This window comes from Enterobacter sp. HK169 (assembly GCF_001719105.1).
Taxonomy (GTDB): Bacteria; Pseudomonadota; Gammaproteobacteria; order Enterobacterales; family Enterobacteriaceae; genus Enterobacter; species Enterobacter asburiae_B.
In genome coordinates this window covers 433,262-451,934 of sequence record NZ_CP017087.1, presented here as the reverse complement: position 1 = coordinate 451,934, position 18,673 = coordinate 433,262, and the positions used below count along the sequence as shown (strand labels likewise).

Here is an 18,673-nt window from a genome sequence, read left to right as displayed (position 1 = left end):
TTTTAATCTCACCTGTTTTATTTATAAAGAAAACATATTAAAACTGTTTTTGCAGAAGACGTTACAAGCACGTTGGAGCCTATAAAAAAACCGGGCGTAAAGCCCGGTTCTTTTTTCTGACGAGACTGGCTCTATTCGCTCAACCCGCGATTTTCCAGCATCGGTTCAATCTTCGGATCGTGCCCGCGCCACTGCCGATAAAGTTCTGCCAGATCCGTGCTGTTACCACGGGACAAAATCGCCTCGCGGAATTTTTGTCCGTTTTCACGAGTCAGACCGCCCTGTTCGACAAACCACTGATAGCCATCGTCCGCCAGCATTTGCGTCCACAGGTAGGCGTAATATCCCGCCGCGTAGCCGCCGCCGAAAATATGGGCAAAATAGCTGCTGCGATAGCGCGGCGGTACGGCGGGCAGATCCAGCCCCTCTTTTTTCAGTGCTGCCGCTTCAAATGCGTCTACGCTCGAAACGGCTTCGCTGATCCCGTGCCAGTTCATGTCCAGCAGCGCGGCAGCCAGCAGCTCCGTCATGTCATAACCCTTGTTGAAATGGGTCGCGTTGAGCATGCTTTCCCGCAGCGCGTCCGGCATCGGTTCACCGGTTTCGTAATGGCGGGCGTAGTGGGTAAATACCTGTGGATGGCTGGCCCAGTGTTCGTTGATCTGCGACGGGAATTCAACGAAATCACGCGGCGTATTGGTCCCGGAGAGCGTGGCGAAACGCTGGCTGGCAAACAGACCGTGCAGCGTATGGCCAAACTCGTGGAACAGGGTGATCACGTCATCCCAGGAGAGAAGCGCGACGCCGCCGTTAGCCGGTTTTTGGTAATTACAGACGTTGTAGATCACCGGACGGGCAGCAAGCTCGAAGGATTGCTCGACGAAATTCCCCATCCAGGCCCCGCCCTGCTTGGAATCGCGGGCAAAAAAGTCGCCGTAAAACAGCGCCATGCCCTCACCGGTGTGGTCGAAAATTTCCCAGACGCGGACGTCCGGGTGATACACCGGAATATCGAAGCGCTCCACAAAGCGGATGCCAAACAGCTGGCTTGCGGCCCAGAATACGCCATCGTGCAATACGGTATTGAGCGCAAAATAGGGTTTGATTTGCGATTCATCGAGGGCATATTTTGCCTGACGCACGCGCTCGGCATAAAAGGCCCAGTCCCAGGCCTGCACGGTGAAACCGCCCTGCTCGTCATCAATCACTTTCTGAATATCGTCCTGCTCGCGCTCTGCCCGGGCGCGGGCGGCGGGCACAATGCCGCGCATAAATTCCAGCGCGGCGTCCGGGGTTTTCGCCATCTGGTCGGCGATACTCCAGCTGGCGTAATCGTCAAATCCCAGCAGGCGGGCCTGCCGGGCGCGCAGCGCCGTAAGGCGGAGGATCAGCTCGCGAGTGTCGTTTTCATCCCCTTTCTGGGTGCGCGTCCAGCCTGCGTTGAACAGGTTTTCGCGGGTCTGACGATTGCGCAGCGCGGAAAGCGCGGGCTGCTGAGTCGTGTTCAGAAGCGGGATCAGCCAGCGGTCGTTTAACCCTCGCTCCGCGGCAGCCTGCGCCGCGTCGGCGATCTCGCTGGCGCTGAGCCCATCAAGCTGGTGCGCGTAATCCACCACCAGCCCACCCGTCTTATCGGCAGCCAGCAGACGCTGATTAAACTGGCTGGTCAGGGTCGCCGCCTCGGTATTCAGCGCCTTCAGCTCGGCTTTTTCCTTTTCATTCAGACGCGCGCCGGCCAGAATAAACCGCTGATACGTCTCCTCGACCAGCCGGCGGGATTCGGCGTCCAGCGCGGCACGGTCCTGCCAGACGCTCTCCACGCGGGCGAAAAGGGTGTCATTCAGCCAGATGTCGTTTGCCAGCGCGGCAAGCTCGGTGGAGAACTGCTCCTCAAGCTCCTGCAGATACGCATTGGTGTGTGCGGAGGTCATAGCGAAGAACACGCTGCTGACGCGCGAGAGCAAAGCGCCGCTTTTCTCCAGCGCCAGCACGGTGTTGGTGAAGTCCGGCGCAGCGGTTTGGGACACAATGGCGTCTACGTCCGCCCGCTTCTGGCGAAGCGCTTCATCAAAGGCCGGGCGATAGTGGCTATCGTTGATTTCATCAAAATGGGGGGCCTGGTAAGGCAGCAGGCTGATGTCAAAAAAGGGATTCGTGGCCGTCATATTTCGCTCCTGAGTACGGGTATCCTCCCAGAGTAGGCCAGGCCGCCATCCCCTGCAACGCCGTCATACAAATGTTGCCTTAACGCACCCTCTGCGGCCGTGCTATGTTAGTACAACACAAAAAGCGTTGAGGAACAGTGAGATGATTATTTTAGTTACCGGGGCAACGGCAGGTTTTGGTGAAAGCATCACGCGTCGCTTCGTCGCCAACGGGCACAAGGTTATTGCCACGGGCCGTCGTCAGGAGCGCCTTCAGGAGCTGAAGGACGAATTAGGCGACAGCATCCTGACCGCGCAGCTGGACGTGCGTAACCGCGCGGCCATTGAAGAGATGATTGCCAACCTGCCCGCCGAGTGGCGCGCCATCGACGTGCTGGTCAACAATGCCGGTCTGGCGCTGGGCATGGAGCCCGCCCACAAAGCCAGCGTGGAAGACTGGGAAAACATGATCGACACCAACAACAAAGGGCTGGTCTATATGACCCGCGCGGTGCTGCCTGGCATGGTCGAGCGCAACCGCGGCCACATTATCAACATTGGCTCCACCGCCGGAAGCTGGCCTTACGCGGGCGGCAACGTCTATGGCGCAACGAAGGCGTTTGTGCGCCAGTTCAGCCTTAACCTGCGTACCGACCTGCACGGCACCGCCATTCGCGTTACCGATATCGAGCCGGGCCTGGTGGGCGGCACCGAGTTTTCCAACGTGCGTTTCAAAGGCGATGACGCGAAAGCGGATAAAACCTACGAAAATGCGAACGCGCTGACGCCGGAAGATGTGACCGAAACGGTCTGGTGGGTGGCAACGCTGCCAAAACACGTCAACATCAATACCGTGGAAATGATGCCCGTCAGCCAGAGTTTTGCCGGACTTAGCGTCCATCGTGGCTAAATCTGCCCTTCCCGGCCTGCGGGCCGGGTCTGTTTCGGGTTATAAAAGAATGGTAGTATGTTCAGGCTAACTCTCTGAGAAATGACAACTCATGGCCGCTGAATCGCAACTCAATCCCACCCAGCCCGTTAACCAGCAAATCTATCGCATTTTGCGACGTGATATTGTCCATTGCCTGATCCCACCGGGAACGCCGCTTTCTGAAAAAGAGGTGTCTGTGCGTTTTGACGTTTCCCGTCAGCCGGTACGTGAAGCGTTTATTAAGCTTGCTGAGAACGGACTGATTCAGATCCGCCCGCAGCGCGGCAGCTACGTGAACAAAATTTCACTCTCTCAGGTACGCAACGGCTGTTTCGTTCGCCAGGCCATTGAATGCGCGGTGGCGCGCCGTGCCGCAACGCTTATCAACGACAACCAGTGTTACCAGCTGGAGCAGAACCTGCACCAGCAGCGTATTGCGATTGACCGTAAGCAGCTCAATGATTTCTTCCAGCTTGACGATGAATTCCACCAGAAGCTGGCGCAGATCGCGGATTGTCAGCTGGCCTGGGACACCATCGAGAACATCAAGGCCACCATTGACCGCGTGCGCTATATGAGCCTCGATCACGTCTCCCCGCCGGAAATGCTGCTCCGACAGCATCATGATATTTTCAGCGCGCTGGAAAAACGCGACCCGGACGGTGTGGAAAAAGCGATGACGCTGCATCTGCAGGAAATTAGCGAATCCGTGCAGCTGATTCGTCAGGAAAATAGCGAGTGGTTTAGCGAAGAGTAATATGCGCCGCCCCTTTCGGGTGCGGCGAGGTGATTAGCGAACGACTAACACCGGGATCGTAGCGTAGCGCAGAATAGATTCCGCATTTGAACCCAGCAGATGCGTGGAGATGCTCGGATTTTTCGACCCGATGACAATCGCATCATATTTCCCCTCCTTGCTCAGCTTGATAATTTCATCCCGGACGTTGCCAAAACGCACCATGCTGTGAATATTTTCAGGGGCAATATCGAACAGTCTTTTTAACTCGTTCATTTTCTTCCCGGATTCTGCAGTCATATACTCTTCAAACTTTTTTATATCGGCGTTGAAACCGCGCAGCAGAGACCGGCTGCTGGCAGGCAGAATATTGACCAGGGTAATCGACGCGCCCTCAGCCTTCGCAAGGCTTGCCGCGTGGCGAACCGCTTTGTCGCTCAAATCCATTTCAAACACGTCTACAGGCATCAAAATGTTCTTATACATAAGCCTGACTCCTTATTCCAATGAAAGGGTTATTTCCTGCACACAGGATGACATCCGGAATATAAACCAACCCTCAACGCTTCCCTGTCGAAACTATCAATTAATGAAAATAACGGTCCACTTTGTAAATTACCGTCCTGAACCGTCAGCGCTCGACGAAATAAAGAAAAAAGTGTGAGTTTGATCAAAAACAAAAACATGAAGCGCGGACAGGCGTATTTATATGCCCCGTGAACGGCATAACCCGAAATAGCGCCGTAACGAACAGGTTAGAGAGGAGAAAATACCATGATGACATACGACCGTAACCGCAATGCAATCACCACCGGCAGCCGCGTCATGATTAGCGGCACGGGCAAAACTGGCGTGATTAAAGCGATCCACAGCGACGGGCTGGATGCCGCGCAGGTGCGCCGCAGCAAAACGGTTGAAGTGGAAGGATGCGAAGGTAAGTTCGAGCCGATTGAGCTGATTCGCCTGGGAATGCACTAAGCTGTGCGCAGACATGCCGCCGCGCGCGGCGGCATGTGCTGAACTACCGTTGAGACGCGTACTGCGCGACGGTCGCTTTCGCGCCTTTTTGCAGCAACGACCGGTACGCGGCCATCACCGCAGCCACAAAGCGCGGCTCCTTCGGTAACTCGTTACCAAAGATGGCCTCAATGCCGAGCAGCGCATTGACCCGGCTTTCGCCTTCCGCACTTCCGTTCACCGCCGCCTGAATCACCGCCAGCTGTGGATCGCTCACGTCAATGGCGTTACCCTGCTCGTCCACGCCGCCGACATAACGCATCCAGCCAGCCACCCCCAGCGCCAGCAGCGGGAAAGGGGTCTGGTGCACCAGGTGCCAGCGCACGGAGTCCAGCATACGCTGCGGGAGCTTCTGGCTGCCGTCCATCGCGATTTGCCATGTCCTGTGGCGCAGGGCCGGGTTGCTGTAGCGGGCAATCAGGAGATCGGCATAGCGACCTAAATCAACGCCCTTCACTTTCAGCGTGGGCGCCTGCTCGTTAAGCATCAGCGCACGCGCGGCGAAGCGGTAGTTCTCATCTTCCATACAGTCGTTGATATGCGGGTAACCGGCCAGATAGCCCAGGTACGCCAGGAACGAGTGGCTGCCGTTGAGCATGCGCAGCTTCATCTCTTCAAACGGGATCACGTCTGACACCAGCTCGGCACCGGCCTTTTCCCACTCGGGACGTCCTGCCACAAAGTTATCTTCGATCACCCACTGGCGGAACGGTTCACAGGCGACCGCCGCCGGGTCACGCACGCCGGTCAGCTGTTCGATTTTATCCAGCGTATCGGGCGTGACCGCCGGCACGATGCGATCCACCATGGTTGACGGGAAGGTGACGTTAGCCTCGATCCAGTCCGCCAGCTCGCCGTCTACGGCCCGGGCGTACGCGCAGGTCACATTGCGCATCACGTGTCCGTTCTCCGGCATGTTGTCGCAGGACATCACGCTAAACGCGGGCAGACCCGCCGCTCTGCGTCGCGCCAGCGCTTCCACCACCACGCCCGGCGCGGATTTCGGCTGGTGCGGGTTTTGCAGGTCGGCGACGATAAACGGGTGATCGAGCATCAGTTGTCCTGTCGCCGGTGAATGGCAGTACCCTTTCTCGGTGATGGTCAGCGAGACAATCGCCACCTGCGGTTCGCACATCGCCGCCAGAACGCTTTCCAGCCCGTCAACCTGCGCATGCAGCGCTTTTTTAACCACGCCAACTACGCGGGATGTCCATGCGTCGGCAGACATCTCCGCCACGGTGTAGAGGTTATCCTGCGCCTTCAGATCGGCAATCTGCTGCTCGCCGCCAATCAGGTTAACCTCACAGTAGCCCCAGTCGCTGCCGTGCCCGGCGGCGAGAATGTCGGCGTACACCGCCTGGTGCGCCCGGTGAAAGGCGCCAAAACCCAGATGAACAATGCGTGGTTGAAGGCTGTCGCGATCGTACTGAGGCAGCGTCGCGTTGGCCTGTAATAAGGTGTTTTCCATGATTAAGACTCGTTAATTAGAAAGTCCTGGACCGCTGCCGCTCCTCTGAAGCGGCGGCGCCTGCTGACTACACCAACTAGAATGGCAGTTGGGGTAAAAAAATAACTGCCATCAACCATACTGATACTGCCGTTTGAGATTTTGATTTATATTAACTTTTGCTCATGTGGTGTGACATAAAGATAAAGTTATGTGACAGGTCACGTAAGTTATAAACCATTAGCGTCGCGAGGAGACCGCGCCGTAACCCACACTCTCCTCTGGCGCGGACTCCGCTGCGTCGTGCGCCGCGCTCAAATCACGGTCGCGCACTTCCGGCATCAGGAACGCCGAGACCAGCCCAATCACGGAATAGGCCACCAGCATGGCGACAATCGGCCACCAGGAGCCGGTCATGTTGCAGAAGATCCCCGCCAGTACCGGACCAAAGCCCACCGCCACCAGACCGCCCGCCTCTTTCGAGATAGCCATGCGGGTAAAGCGATTTCGCGAGCCAAACATCTCCGCCATGGTGATATTTTCCAGCGCAAACAGCCCCAGCACGGCGAAGTTATGGATAACGATGATGGAGAGCATAATCGTCCCCGGCGCATAGCTCTTATCGACGATGATCGACAGCATTGGGTAGGCGAGAAGAATGGCGGAGAAATTGAGGATAATGTACGGCAGACGGCGCCCTACTTTATCGGAAAGCCAGCCCAGCAGCGGAATGGAGATAAACCCGAGAATGGAGCTTACCATCAGCGCATCGGTCGGGATGGCTTTATCGAACAGCAGCGTCTGGACCAGATACCCGGCGAGGAACGTCTGGATCAGACCCGAGTTGCCCGCCTGACCGAAACGCAGGCCGGTCGCCAGCCAGAAGGATTTACTTTTCACCATTGAACCCAGCGAGGTGTCCGGCTGTACGGCTTGTGCATCGTTCACTTTCTCAAAGACCGGGCTCTCTTTCAGGTTCATTCGCAGCCAGATGGCGAAAATCATCACCACGACGCTGGCGAGGAACGGCACGCGCCAGCCCCAGGCAATCAGCTCTTCACGGTCGAGGGCAAAGAACATCACCGCCCAGATCGCCGTTGCGCTCAGCGTTCCGCAGTTAGTGCCCATCGCCACCAGCGAGGAGATAATGCCGCGTTTCCCTTTCGGCGCGTACTCCGCCAGCATGGTCCCGGCCCCGGAAATCTCAGCCCCGGCCCCCAGGCCCTGGATGATACGCAGCGTTACCAGCAGAACGGGAGCAAAAATCCCGATCTGCGCGTAGGTCGGCAGGACGCCAATCAGCGTGGTGCAGATCCCCATCATGGTGATGGTGATAAACAGCACCTTCTTACGACCAATGCTGTCGCCCATTCTGCCAAAGATAAAGGCGCCGACAATGCGTGCGATATAGCCTGCGCCGTAGGTTCCCATCGCGAGGATCAGCGCCATCGCGGCTGACTGTTCCGGGAAGAAGATCTCGTGAAAGACCAGGGCTGCCCCCAGCGAGTAAAGCTGAAAGTCCATAAACTCCAGGGCGGTGCCCAGCCAGCCGGAAACGGCGGCTTTCACCAGGTCGGAGGTGGTTCTTTGAGGTTGTGCTTGCGTCATAATGGCTATCTCTGAAGGGTAAGATGCGTACCACATAGAGCCTGTCTGCGCAGGCTCTTAACCGCGTAAAGGATTATTGCCCGAACGTGAGCAAGACTTTGCAGCACTGCCGCTGGTCTTTCTCAAACAGTTCAATGGCGTCTGTTACATGGTGATAGTCAAAGGCATGAGTGATCAGTTTTTCCGGGTCGATCAGCCCTTTTTTCAGCCAGTCGATGACGACCGGGAATTTGTTAGCATTGAGGCGCGAGGAGAAGATCGCCAGCTCTTTGCCGGTGATGCCCTGCTGGACAATCTGGCTCGGCTCGCTGGAGAACCCCATCAGCACGATGCGCGCCGCCGGAGAGGCCAGGGTAATCGCTTCCTGCAAAATCGACGGATGACAGGCGGCATCAATGATTAACGTCGGTTTGATGCCCCTTTCGTCCAGCGCGGCCTGCAGCGACCGCTCGCCGTTATTCAACACCCAGTCCGCGCCGCTGCGCTGGGCCATTTTCAGGCGTTCGTCGATGCGGTCAACCACGATAACCTGCTTCACCTTATAGACGCCCTTCAGCGCCTGCACGGTGACCAGCCCCATCGGCCCTGCGCCGTAAATCAGCGCGACGTCCTGCTCGGTAGGGTTGGCCTGCCCCGTCACGTTGGCGGCGATGGTGAAGGGTTCCACCATGACGGCGTGCCTATCAGGAATGTCATCCGGAATAGGCCAGGCATTTTTAGCGGGTACCGCCGCGTATTCGCTGAAGCCCCCGTCGCGGTGTACGCCCAGCACCACCAGCGAGGTGCAGACGTTCGGTTTTCCGACGGAACACGGATAGCAGTGTCCGCAGCTGATCACCGGATCGACCGAGACGCGCTGGCCCAGACGGGCACTGTCGACACCCTCGCCTACGGCGTCAATCACGCCAAAAAACTCGTGGCCGATCGTGCGTGGATATTTCGCAAACGGGTTATGGCCGCGATAGATGTGGCTGTCCGAACCGCAGATCCCCGCCAGCGTGATTTTGACGCGAACTTCACCTGCACCTGGCGCCGGGAGTGGCCGCTCTTCAATCACCAGTTCGTTCGGCTGTTGAATCACTACGCTTTTCATCGTTCGCTCCTCGTTTACCAGTTCCACAGCGTGCCGTCCTCAAGACGGGCCACCGGCAGATAGGCCGGATCGTACGGGTATTTCGCCGCCAGCTTTTCATCAAACTCGATGCCCAGCCCCGGCCTGTCGCCCGGATGCATATAGCCGTTATCAAAGCGCCAGCTGTGCGGGAAGACTTCCAGCATCTGTTCGGAATAGCCCATATATTCCTGGACGCCAAAGTTTGGCACCCACAGGTCGAAATGCAGCGCGGCGGCGTGGCATACCGGCGAGAGATCCGACGGGCCGTGCGAGCCGGTGCGCACCTGGTAGAGCGAGGCAAAGTCCGCGATGCGACGCATCCCGGTGATCCCGCCCGCGTGGGTAATGGTGGTGCGAATATAGTCGATGAGCTGCTCTTCGATGAGCTGCTTGCAGTCCCAGATGCTGTTAAACACTTCGCCCACGGCAATTGGCGTGACGGTGTGCTGGCGAATGAGGCGGAAGCAGGCCTGGTTTTCCGCAGGCGTTGGATCTTCCATCCAGAACATGCGGAATTCCTCGATGCTCTTGCCGAATCGCGCCGCTTCGATTGGCGTCAGGCGGTGGTGCATGTCATGCAGAAGATGTTCATTGAAGCCGAATTTACTGCGCACCGCGTCGAACAGCTTCGGTGTGAAATCGAGGTATTTTTCGGTGGACCAGAGCTGCTCTTCCGGCCAGTCGCCTTTGGTCGCAGGCTCGTAGGCAAGTCCCTTCCCTTTGGCCATGCCGTAGGTGGTTTTCATACCCGGCACCCCGCACTGCACGCGGATCGCCTTAAAGCCCATCTCTTTATGGCGGGCGTAGTCTTCCAGCACGTCGTCAATGGTGTGACCGGTCGTGTGGCAGTAAACCATCACGCCTTCGCGGGATGCGCCGCCCAGCAGCTGGTAGAGCGGCATATTGGCCGCTTTGGCTTTGATGTCCCACAGCGCCATGTCAACGGCGGAGATGGCCGACATGGTGACCGGGCCGCGACGCCAGTAGGCGCCCTTATAGAAGAACTGCCAGATGTCTTCGATGCGGTGCGCATCGCGGCCAATCAGCTGCGGGCAGAGATGGTCTTTCAGGTAGGAAGCCACGGAGAGTTCACGCCCGTTCAGCGTAGCGTCACCGAGTCCGACAATACCCTCGTCGGTGGTGATTTTAAGGGTGACAAAGTTCCGCCCCGGGCAGGTAACAAACACGTCAGCCGCGACAATCTTCATAGTTCCTTTCCTTACATCATTCGTTGTGATGCTGGAAACTTACCCACTAACCAGACTACCATACAAGTATAATGATCATAAAATCCGCTAACGATCACAAAACCGGGGGCTCAGGCCCGCCCCCATCCCGCCACAATAATCAGCATGCCGCACAGGGCAATCAGCGCGCCGGCCCAGTCGTACGCGCTGAGCTTGACGCCGTCCACCACGCGTAACCACAGCAGTGCGGTACAGACATAGACGCCACCGTAAGCGGCGTAGACGCGGCCGCTGGCAGCCGGATGCAGCGTTAACAGCCAGACAAACAGGGCCAGCGCGACGCTTGCCGGGATGAGAAGCAATACGGATCCCCCCTTCTTCAGCCAGAGCCATGGCAGGAAGCAGCCGATGATTTCGCATAGCGCGGTGGCAAAAAAAAGCAGCGTCGTTTTGAGCATATTTCACGTCAGGTGAGGATTTATTTAGACATCATACCTGATGATATCCTTTACTTTTCCATACTTGCACCGCGGGTATGACGTCTTTTCGCTTTGGTGTAGAATCTGTTCGGGGTAACTTGATTATCTGCACCCGTTTAAAAGGAAACGCTATGACCACATTAAGCAAACGCCTTTGTCTGACAGCCCTGCTGGCGCTGTCATCGTTCGCCTTTGCCGCCTCTGCGACAGCGGAAACCAGCAAGCTCATTATTGAGTCTGGTGACAGCGCGCAAAGCCGCCAGAACGCCGCTATGGACAAAGAACAATGGAATGACACCCGCAGCCTTCGTCACAAGGTCAACAAACGTGCTGAAAAAGAGTGGGACAAAGAAGATGTCGCTTTTGACGCGCGCGATAAGTGTCAGCAAAGTGCAAACGTCAACGCCTACTGGGAGCCAAACACCCTGCGCTGCCTGGATCGCCGCACTGGCCGCACGGTAGCACCATAATGTCGGCGCCCTGCGACGTTAAGCTCCGTCCGCTGGAGCGTGAAGACCTGCGCTTCGTCCACCAGCTCGACAATAACGCCAGCGTGATGCGCTACTGGTTCGAAGAGCCGTACGAGGCTTTTGTTGAGCTGTCCGATCTCTACGATAAGCACATTCACGATCAGAGTGAACGTCGTTTTGTGGTGGAGTGTGAAGGCGAAAAAGCCGGTCTTGTGGAGCTGGTTGAAATCAACCATGTTCACCGCCGGGCGGAGTTTCAGATCATTATTTCCCCTGAGCATCAGGGAAAAGGCCTTGCCTCACGGGCAGCGAAGCTGGCAATGGATTACGGATTCAACGTTCTGAATCTCTACAAGCTTTACCTGATTGTGGATAAAGAGAACGAGAAAGCGATCCATATCTACCGCAAGCTGGGCTTTATGGTGGAAGGCGAGCTGATTCACGAGTTCTTTATCAACGGCGAATACCGCAATACCATTCGCATGTGCATCTTCCAGCATCAGCATCTTGCCGGGCACAAGCCGTCAGGCGCCAGCCTGCTGAAACCGACCGCGCAGTAACCTGCGCGGTTTTATTCTCAGTAGTATTCAATCGTGTTTTTGATGGTGTATTTGTGCTCAACGGCAGGTTTGACGCTATCGTCCGTGATCGTCAGGTCGCAGCTCACCGGATTATTGTGTCGATCGTAGTCGCAGCTCTGCTTCACGTTGCCCAGCGGCTTGTCATTCAACATGCTCACTGCCGAGTAATCCATTCTTTTGCGAACGTCTTTAGACGGCGTCGACTGCACGGACAGGTGCTGATCCCCCGAGACGGTGGTTTTGCCCAGCGGGTAGCCATCCGCATCGTAACGATACTTCACTTCCATCTCTTTGCCGTGCGCCGCCACCACAAAACCGTTGTCGTCGGTATCCCACGTTATCCCGGCTGACGGCAGTTCGGCCAGCTGGCATTTCCCCTGCAGCTTCACTTTTCGCTGCTGGGTTTCCGCATCAAGGTAGTAATTGGCATCCAGCACCAGCGCCACGCCGGTATTGGCCTCCAGGTCGTGCAGTTCCAGGGTATCGAAACACCCTTCCGCCGACACGGTGCCGGTCACCCGTTTGGACACTTCGCCCTTCTCGTTGAGCAGCGTCTGGGTGAAGTCTTTCACCGGGCCGCGCAGCGGATCAAAATCAAATTCGTTCGAGAAACTCGCCATCTCGGGCGTAAACGACAGCGGCGCGGAGCTGTTGTCGCACCCCACCAGTGTTGCTGCCAGTAGCGTTATCGCTGCGTATTTCTTCACATTTATTACCGTACAGGGAGATTATTCCCAATCATATTAGCAAATACAGTTGTTTACACGAAGCCTGCTAAAATTAATCTCTACACAGAGAAAAGGAGCTACAGATGAAACGGTTACCCTGGATTACCGCCCTGCTGTTAATGAGTGCCTCAACGGCCGCGCTGGCGGCACCGGATTCCTGCGAGCGCGTGAAAAGCGACATTCAGCAGAAAATTATCAACAACGGCGTGCCTGAATCAGGTTTTACGCTGAGCATTGTGCCGAACGATCAGGCTGACCAGGCGGGCACTCAGGTGGTAGGCCACTGCGCCAACGACACCTTTAAAATTTTGTACACCCGCACAGGCAACGGGGCTGCTGAAGCGCAGTAATTTACCCTCAATCCCCTTTGATTTGATGAGGATTAAGATTTAATACCCCCAAATCAGTAACACTCACCCCATCATTAGCCCGGTTATCATTTCGGGAAAAATAATACGTAATTATAATGATGGGGTGAGCCATGTCCGATACTGAACATCACGGCGGAATTAGCCGTCGAACTCTCGTGAAATCTACGGCAATAGGTTCTCTGGCGCTGGCCGCCGGCGGGATCTCGCTTCCTTTCGGCTTAAAAAGCGCCGCCGCGGCGGTGAAGAACGCCGTCCAGCCTTCTGGAGATAAAGTGGTGTGGGGCGCCTGCTCGGTCAACTGCGGCAGCCGCTGCGCGCTGCGTCTGCACGTCCGCGACGACGAAGTGTATTGGGTCGAAACGGATAACACCGGTGAAGATATTTACGGTAACCATCAGGTGCGCGCCTGCCTGCGCGGTCGTTCTATTCGCCGTCGGATCAATCATCCTGACCGTCTCAACTACCCGATGAAACGCGTGGGCAAACGCGGTGAAGGCAAGTTTGAGCGCATCACTTGGGATGAAGCGCTGGACGCTATCACCGCCAGCCTGAAAGACGTGGTCGACAAATACGGCAACGAAGCGGTGTATATTAACTACTCCTCCGGCATTGTCGGCGGCAATATCACCCGCTCCTCCCCTTACGCTTCGCTGGTGGCGCGCCTGATGAACTGCTACGGCGGTTTCCTGAGCCACTACGGCACCTACAGCACGGCGCAAATCGCCTGCGCCATGCCCTACACCTACGGCAGCAACGACGGGAACAGCACCTCGGATATTGAAAACACCAAACTGGTGGTGATGTTCGGCAATAATCCGGCGGAAACGCGCATGAGCGGCGGTGGGATTACCTATTATCTGGAGCAGGCTCGCGAGCGGTCCAACGCGCGAATGATCGTTATCGACCCGCGCTATACCGATACGGCAGCCGGACGCGAAGACGAGTGGATCCCTATACGTCCGGGTACCGATGCCGCGCTGGTGGCGGGTATTGCCTGGGTTTTGATCGACGAAAACCTGGTCGACCAGCCGTTGCTGGATAAATACTGCGTGGGCTATGACGAAAAAACGCTGCCGGAAGGCGCGCCCGCTAACGGCCACTACAAAGCTTACATTCTCGGCCAGGGCGATGACAACACGGCGAAAACGCCGGAGTGGGCCTCACGCATCACCGGCATTCCCGCGGATCGCATCATCAAACTTGCTCGTGAAATCGGCTCCGCGAAACCGGCCTATATCTGCCAGGGGTGGGGACCACAGCGCCAGGCGAACGGCGAGCTGACGTCCCGCGCCATCGCCATGCTGCCAATCCTCACCGGAAACGTCGGCATCAACGGCGGTAACAGCGGCGCGCGCGAGTCGACCTACACCATTACCATCGAACGTATGCCGATACCGGATAACCCGGTCAAAACGCAAATCTCCTGCTTCAGCTGGACGGACGCCATCGCCCGCGGGCCGGAGATGACCGCCTTACGCGACGGCGTGCGTGGTAAGGATAAGCTGGACGTGCCGATTAAGTTCATCTGGAACTATGCGGGCAACACCATCATCAACCAGCACTCCGATATCAATAAAACCCACGAGATCCTGCAGGACGAAAGCAAGTGCGAAATGATTGTCGTCATCGACAACTTCATGACCTCGTCAGCGAAGTACGCCGATATCGTGTTGCCGGACCTGATGACCGTCGAGCAGGAAGACATTATTCCTAACGATTATGCCGGTAACATGGGCTACCTGATTTTCCTCCAGCCCGTGACCGCGCCGAAGTTCGAGCGTAAGCCGATCTACTGGATGATGAGCGAAGTGGCGAAACGCCTCGGGCCGGACATCCATCAGAAATTCACCGAAGGACGTACGCAGGAACAGTGGCTGCAGTTCCTGTATGCCAAAATGCTCGAAAAAGATCCTAAATTGCCATCCTATGACGAGCTGAAAAAAATGGGCATTTATAAGCGTAAAGATCCGAACGGACACTTTGTGGCCTATAAAAAATTCCGCGAGAACCCGGAAGCCCATCCGCTGAAAACGCCATCGGGCAAGATTGAGATTTACTCCAGCAAGCTGGCGGAGATTGCGGCTACCTGGGAGCTGGAAAAAGATGAGACCATCAGCCCTCTGCCCGTCTACGCGTCGACCTTTGACGGCTGGGATGCGCCCGAGCGCGCGCAGTTCCCGCTTCAGCTGTTTGGCTTCCACTTCAAAGCCCGTACCCACTCGAGCTACGGTAACGTCGACGTGCTGAAAGCGGCCTGTCGCCAGGAGGTGTGGCTTAATCCTGTCGATGCTGCAAAACGCGGCATCAAGAACGGCGATACGGTGCGCGTATTTAACGATCGCGGCGAGGTGCGAATTGAAGCGAAAGTCACGCCACGCATCATGCCCGGCGTGAGCGCCATGGGCCAGGGAGCGTGGCATGATGCCAATATGAATGGCGATCGTATCGATCACGGCTCATGCATCAACACGCTGACGACCCATCGACCTTCTCCGCTGGCAAAAGGCAACCCGCAGCACACCAATCTGGTGCAGATTGAGAAGGTGTAGAGGGTGAAACGCGAGACCCTGGTTTATTCTGTGGTCACTATTATCGGTTAACACAGTCGCGCGGGCGTCATCCGCGCGAGCAAGGAAAGTTTAATGAAAGACGTCTCACATCGTGAATCGTTCGCGTTCAGCGCCCGGGTGCTGGGCGCGCTGTTTTATTTTGCTCCCGACAGCGAGCAGGCCGCGCCGCTGGTGAAAGCGCTCACCGCTGGCGAATGGGTTCAGGACTGGCCCCTGCCTTCGGAAACGCTGCAGCCGGTTGCCGATACGTTTGCCTCATCTTCCGATGAGCCGCTGACGGACGCCTGGCAACGGCTGTTTATTGGTCCGTATGCCCTGCCCGCTCCGCCGTGGGGTTCCGTCTGGCTGGACCGTGAATCCGTATTGTTTGGCGACTCGACCCTCGCGCTGCGCCAGTGGATGCGGGAGAACAATATCGCGTTTGAGATGCAGCAGAATGAGCCGGAAGATCATTTCGGTACTTTGCTGCTGCTCGCAGCGTGGCTGGCCGAGAACGACCGCGAAGCGGAGTGCGATCGGCTTCTGGCGTGGCACCTGCTGCCGTGGAGCACCCGCTTCCTGTCGGTGTTTGTCGACAACGCCGGGCATCCGTTTTATGCCGCGCTGGGCAGGCTTGCGCAGCTGACGCTCGCGGACTGGCGATCCGGTCTGCTTATTCCGGTTGCGGAAAAAACGCTGTATCGCTAAGGGTGTGGCTTGCTCGCGGTTGGCGGGCAAGCCTTTAGCTTATACCTCGCCACCTGATTCACTCGCACTCTCTTTGCTTTGAATGAACCGAAGTGCCAGATAGAGGTCTGGCGCCAGAATCATGTCATCATCATTCATCGTTGGCCGGCTATCTTTAAACCAGCGCGTTAATTCCGTTTTTCTGCCCGCAAGGATTAACGTAATCTCTCGACCTTTCAGATCGCGCTTTAACTCATTTATGGTTGCCAGAACGCTGATATCTGAATAGGTGAAGCATGCAACGGCATCAATGACCACCCATTTAGGCTGTACTGCTGCACCATCAACCAGGTTCAATACCCGACGTTTAAAATAAGCCACGTTAAAATAGGTCAACGGGGAGTTAAATCGATACATCAGCACGCCCGGGACCATTTTAATATCGGTTGTATTCCCTAACGAGTGAATCATTCCATCTTCGTCGGTTCCCAGTAAGTGCTCAGAGGGACGAAACACCGTACGCAGGAACTGTAACAGGCCAAGCAACACCGCAAGGCCGATCCCCTGGATAACGCCGATAATTAACACACAGCCAAACGTGAAAAAGGCCAGGCGAAATGCCTGTTTATTTCTTCGCCTCAGATTCCATAACCCGCGCAGATCAATTAATGACCAGGATGCGTACATCAGAACAATTCCTAATGCAGATACCGGAATAAATTGTAATGGCTGAGTGAAAAACACCACCACGATACCGATGAGTAAGGCTGCGACGATGGAAACCAGCTGACTTTTCCCACCCACTGAATCATTAACCGCGGTACGGGAATCGGCACCACTGATAGCAAACCCCTGAGATAATCCCGACATGAGGTTTGCAATCCCCAGCGCCCGGAACTCTGCATCAGCATTAATTTCATAGCCATTTTTCGCGGCGAAACTGCGGGCGGTCAGCATCAGGCTGACAAAACTGACCAACGCCAGGTTCAGCGCCGGGATCACTAAATCACGCATCGGACCGGGCTGGAACGCGCCCCAGTTAACGACGGGTAAACCAGGCTGGAAGCCTTCCCCCCCAATAGTGGCAATACCATACTGTTGTGCAGATGTCGCCCATACCAGTAACGTTGTCATCACAATGGCAATCAACGGTGCTGGCCAGTGGCTGCGATACGTTTTGATCGCCATTAAAATAATTAACGTTAAAAGCGATATCCCAACGGTTAATAAATGGCTGTCTGAAAGACGTCCTGGCAAGGCCATTATTTTCTCAATAACCTGCGCTTCGTCGAGTTTTATCCCCAACACCTTGCCTAATTGCCCAACAATAATCGTCACGGCAACGCCATTAAGCAAACCCGTAAGGATGGGATGTGAAAGCAGATCGGCAAGTGCGCCCAGGCGGAATTTACTGGCAAGCAGACACCACCCGCCCATCATCAACGTCATGATAATGGTCAGCTGCCAGTGCAGTTCGGAATTACCTGCAGAAAGAGGAAACACGACGGCCGCAATCACCGCGCAGGTCGTGGCATCAGGGCCCACAATAAGCTGACGTGAAGAACCAAAGAGTGCATACGCTATCATCGGTAAAACGCAGGAATAGAGCCCCACTATTGCCCCAACACCCGCCAATTCAGCATAAGCAATAGCCACGGGTAGCGCGACAGCCGCAACGGATAACCCGGCTTTAACATCATGTTTTAGCCAGCTTTTATCGTAGGCTAACAAAGTTTGTAAACCTGGCATGAAGTTTAGCAATTGTTTTCCGAACACGTTGTTCTCCGGATAGGGATATTAGCCACGTCATACTGGCACACTTCTCAGTGAGGTTCTGGCTTTCAAATGCTCCGGATTAAGGCGCCACTGTTCAGAATCTAATAACAGTTGAACTATTTATTATTCTGACTGGTGTTAAACATAGTTCAAAAACGACCGCTTGTGACTATTCTTCGTCTGGGAACGTATCGGCTTCAGGAGAATAATGCTGACAAACGCATGCCAGCTTATGCCCGTCAGGATCGCGCAGATAGGCAACATAAAAATCGGGGCCATATGCGGTTCGTGTCCCTGGCATGCCTTCACTCCTCCCTCCCGCAAGAAGGCCTGCGGCATGGAAACGTCTGACAAGCTCCGCGTTAGCTGCACGGAATGCGAACATTGTCCCGTTTCCCGCCGTTGCGGGTTGTCGGTCAAACGGAGGACAAATGCAGAAGCTAAACCCTTCATCTGGATTATTTTCATCTCCCCACATTGCCCAGTTCTCTGTCCAGGCAGGCAAACGTGAATAGCCAAGCACGTTAAAAATCGCGTCATAAAACGCCGCGGCGCGCTGAAGATCCTTTGTACCTATAGTGATATAAGTCAGCATCTTGTCACATCCTCTTTGCCGTTTTCTGAACAGCGATTATACCTCTGAGGTTATGATTTTAGCGGCGGTAAAAGGCTGTTTTTCACTCCTGTAAGCGCGTGGGGTAAGGGTTCGCAGAACATGTCCTATCGTAATTTCAGCCCCCAATCCGTGACGTGAATATCTCGAGTTTTGGTATGTATGCTAAAATTTATCCAACTGAAGACCGAAAACAGTCCTTATAATTTCAGTACGTTAGCCAAAGTGAGCGAAT

At 55.8% G+C, this 18,673-nt stretch carries 18 protein-coding genes; 8 read left to right on the top strand and 10 right to left on the bottom strand.

What is annotated here, in order from left to right; translation table 11 throughout:
- Positions 1–131: 131 nt before the first annotated feature.
- On the bottom strand, positions 132–2,165 hold the full coding sequence (dcp, locus tag EnteroDNA1_RS02275; RefSeq protein WP_069302751.1) for a peptidyl-dipeptidase Dcp: 2,034 nt from the start codon (positions 2,163–2,165) through the stop codon (positions 132–134).
- 142 nt (positions 2,166–2,307) lie between these two features.
- On the opposite strand from dcp, the gene ydfG reads away from it, so the two are divergent.
- Positions 2,308–3,054 carry a bifunctional NADP-dependent 3-hydroxy acid dehydrogenase/3-hydroxypropionate dehydrogenase YdfG gene (gene ydfG, locus EnteroDNA1_RS02270; protein WP_023292548.1) on the top strand — a complete coding sequence of 249 codons (747 nt, stop codon included), beginning with the start codon at positions 2,308–2,310 and terminating at the stop codon, positions 3,052–3,054.
- A gap of 91 nt (positions 3,055–3,145) precedes the next feature.
- The gene (locus EnteroDNA1_RS02265) at positions 3,146–3,832 is read left to right on the top strand and encodes a GntR family transcriptional regulator (protein ID WP_023311557.1); all 687 of its coding nucleotides are present in this window, start codon (positions 3,146–3,148) and stop codon (positions 3,830–3,832) included.
- A 33-nt stretch (positions 3,833–3,865) separates the two neighbouring features.
- Here EnteroDNA1_RS02265 and EnteroDNA1_RS02260 read toward each other — a convergent pair whose 3' ends face one another.
- A complete protein-coding gene (locus EnteroDNA1_RS02260) occupies positions 3,866–4,297 on the bottom strand; it encodes a universal stress protein (RefSeq protein ID WP_033145406.1) in 432 nt (143 codons plus the stop codon).
- A gap of 288 nt (positions 4,298–4,585) precedes the next feature.
- Here EnteroDNA1_RS02260 and ydfZ point away from each other — a divergent pair, with 288 nt between their 5' ends.
- Complete coding sequence (gene ydfZ / locus EnteroDNA1_RS02255) at positions 4,586–4,789, top strand: putative selenium delivery protein YdfZ (RefSeq protein WP_014883679.1); 204 nt, start codon at positions 4,586–4,588, stop codon at positions 4,787–4,789.
- A 43-nt stretch (positions 4,790–4,832) separates the two neighbouring features.
- On the opposite strand, the gene EnteroDNA1_RS02250 is transcribed toward ydfZ, so the two are convergent.
- The 5 genes from EnteroDNA1_RS02250 to EnteroDNA1_RS02230 form a co-directional block, all read right to left on the bottom strand.
- Entirely contained in the window at positions 4,833–6,296 is a 1,464-nt protein-coding gene (locus tag EnteroDNA1_RS02250; RefSeq protein WP_069302750.1) for a mannitol dehydrogenase family protein, read from the bottom strand.
- Positions 6,297–6,515: 219 nt separating this feature from the next.
- On the bottom strand, positions 6,516–7,883 hold the full coding sequence (locus tag EnteroDNA1_RS02245) for an MFS transporter (RefSeq protein ID WP_069302749.1): 1,368 nt from the start codon (positions 7,881–7,883) through the stop codon (positions 6,516–6,518).
- A 73-nt stretch (positions 7,884–7,956) separates the two neighbouring features.
- A complete protein-coding gene (locus tag EnteroDNA1_RS02240) occupies positions 7,957–8,976 on the bottom strand; it encodes a Zn-dependent oxidoreductase (RefSeq protein WP_064672412.1) in 1,020 nt (339 codons plus the stop codon).
- A gap of 14 nt (positions 8,977–8,990) precedes the next feature.
- Positions 8,991–10,205: a D-mannonate dehydratase ManD gene (gene manD, locus EnteroDNA1_RS02235; protein ID WP_032657497.1), complete on the bottom strand. Its 1,215-nt coding sequence runs from the start codon at positions 10,203–10,205 to the stop codon at positions 8,991–8,993.
- A gap of 110 nt (positions 10,206–10,315) precedes the next feature.
- A complete protein-coding gene (locus EnteroDNA1_RS02230; protein WP_021241222.1) occupies positions 10,316–10,642 on the bottom strand; it encodes a YnfA family protein in 327 nt (108 codons plus the stop codon).
- Between the two features lie 152 nt (positions 10,643–10,794).
- On the opposite strand from EnteroDNA1_RS02230, the gene EnteroDNA1_RS02225 reads away from it, so the two are divergent.
- On the top strand, positions 10,795–11,133 hold the full coding sequence (locus tag EnteroDNA1_RS02225; RefSeq protein ID WP_023311550.1) for a DUF1283 family protein: 339 nt from the start codon (positions 10,795–10,797) through the stop codon (positions 11,131–11,133).
- Complete coding sequence (gene speG, locus EnteroDNA1_RS02220) at positions 11,133–11,693, top strand: spermidine N1-acetyltransferase (protein ID WP_023311549.1); 561 nt, start codon at positions 11,133–11,135, stop codon at positions 11,691–11,693. Before EnteroDNA1_RS02225 ends, speG begins: the two co-directional genes overlap by 1 nt.
- Positions 11,694–11,710: 17 nt before the next feature.
- On the opposite strand, the gene EnteroDNA1_RS02215 is transcribed toward speG, so the two are convergent.
- Positions 11,711–12,421 carry a YnfC family lipoprotein gene (locus EnteroDNA1_RS02215; RefSeq protein WP_033145401.1) on the bottom strand — a complete coding sequence of 237 codons (711 nt, stop codon included), beginning with the start codon at positions 12,419–12,421 and terminating at the stop codon, positions 11,711–11,713.
- Between the two features lie 104 nt (positions 12,422–12,525).
- Between EnteroDNA1_RS02215 and EnteroDNA1_RS02210 the strand changes: the two genes are divergently transcribed.
- The 3 genes from EnteroDNA1_RS02210 (at position 12,526) to dmsD (ending at position 16,070) form a co-directional block, all read left to right on the top strand.
- Complete coding sequence (locus tag EnteroDNA1_RS02210) at positions 12,526–12,792, top strand: DUF1161 domain-containing protein (RefSeq protein WP_029739394.1); 267 nt, start codon at positions 12,526–12,528, stop codon at positions 12,790–12,792.
- A gap of 131 nt (positions 12,793–12,923) precedes the next feature.
- Positions 12,924–15,362: a selenate/tellurate reductase subunit YnfE gene (gene ynfE / locus EnteroDNA1_RS02205; RefSeq protein WP_069302748.1), complete on the top strand. Its 2,439-nt coding sequence runs from the start codon at positions 12,924–12,926 to the stop codon at positions 15,360–15,362.
- Between the two features lie 93 nt (positions 15,363–15,455).
- Entirely contained in the window at positions 15,456–16,070 is a 615-nt protein-coding gene (gene dmsD / locus EnteroDNA1_RS02200) for a Tat proofreading chaperone DmsD (protein ID WP_069302747.1), read from the top strand.
- Between the two features lie 39 nt (positions 16,071–16,109).
- Here dmsD and EnteroDNA1_RS02195 read toward each other — a convergent pair whose 3' ends face one another.
- Both EnteroDNA1_RS02195 and EnteroDNA1_RS02190 read right to left on the bottom strand, forming a co-directional pair.
- Positions 16,110–17,825, bottom strand: coding sequence for a SulP family inorganic anion transporter (locus EnteroDNA1_RS02195; protein WP_069302746.1), 1,716 nt, complete (start codon positions 17,823–17,825; stop codon positions 16,110–16,112).
- Positions 17,826–17,994: 169 nt separating this feature from the next.
- Positions 17,995–18,420: a VOC family protein gene (locus EnteroDNA1_RS02190; protein ID WP_071891541.1), complete on the bottom strand. Its 426-nt coding sequence runs from the start codon at positions 18,418–18,420 to the stop codon at positions 17,995–17,997.
- Between the last annotated feature and the right edge of the window lie 253 nt (positions 18,421–18,673).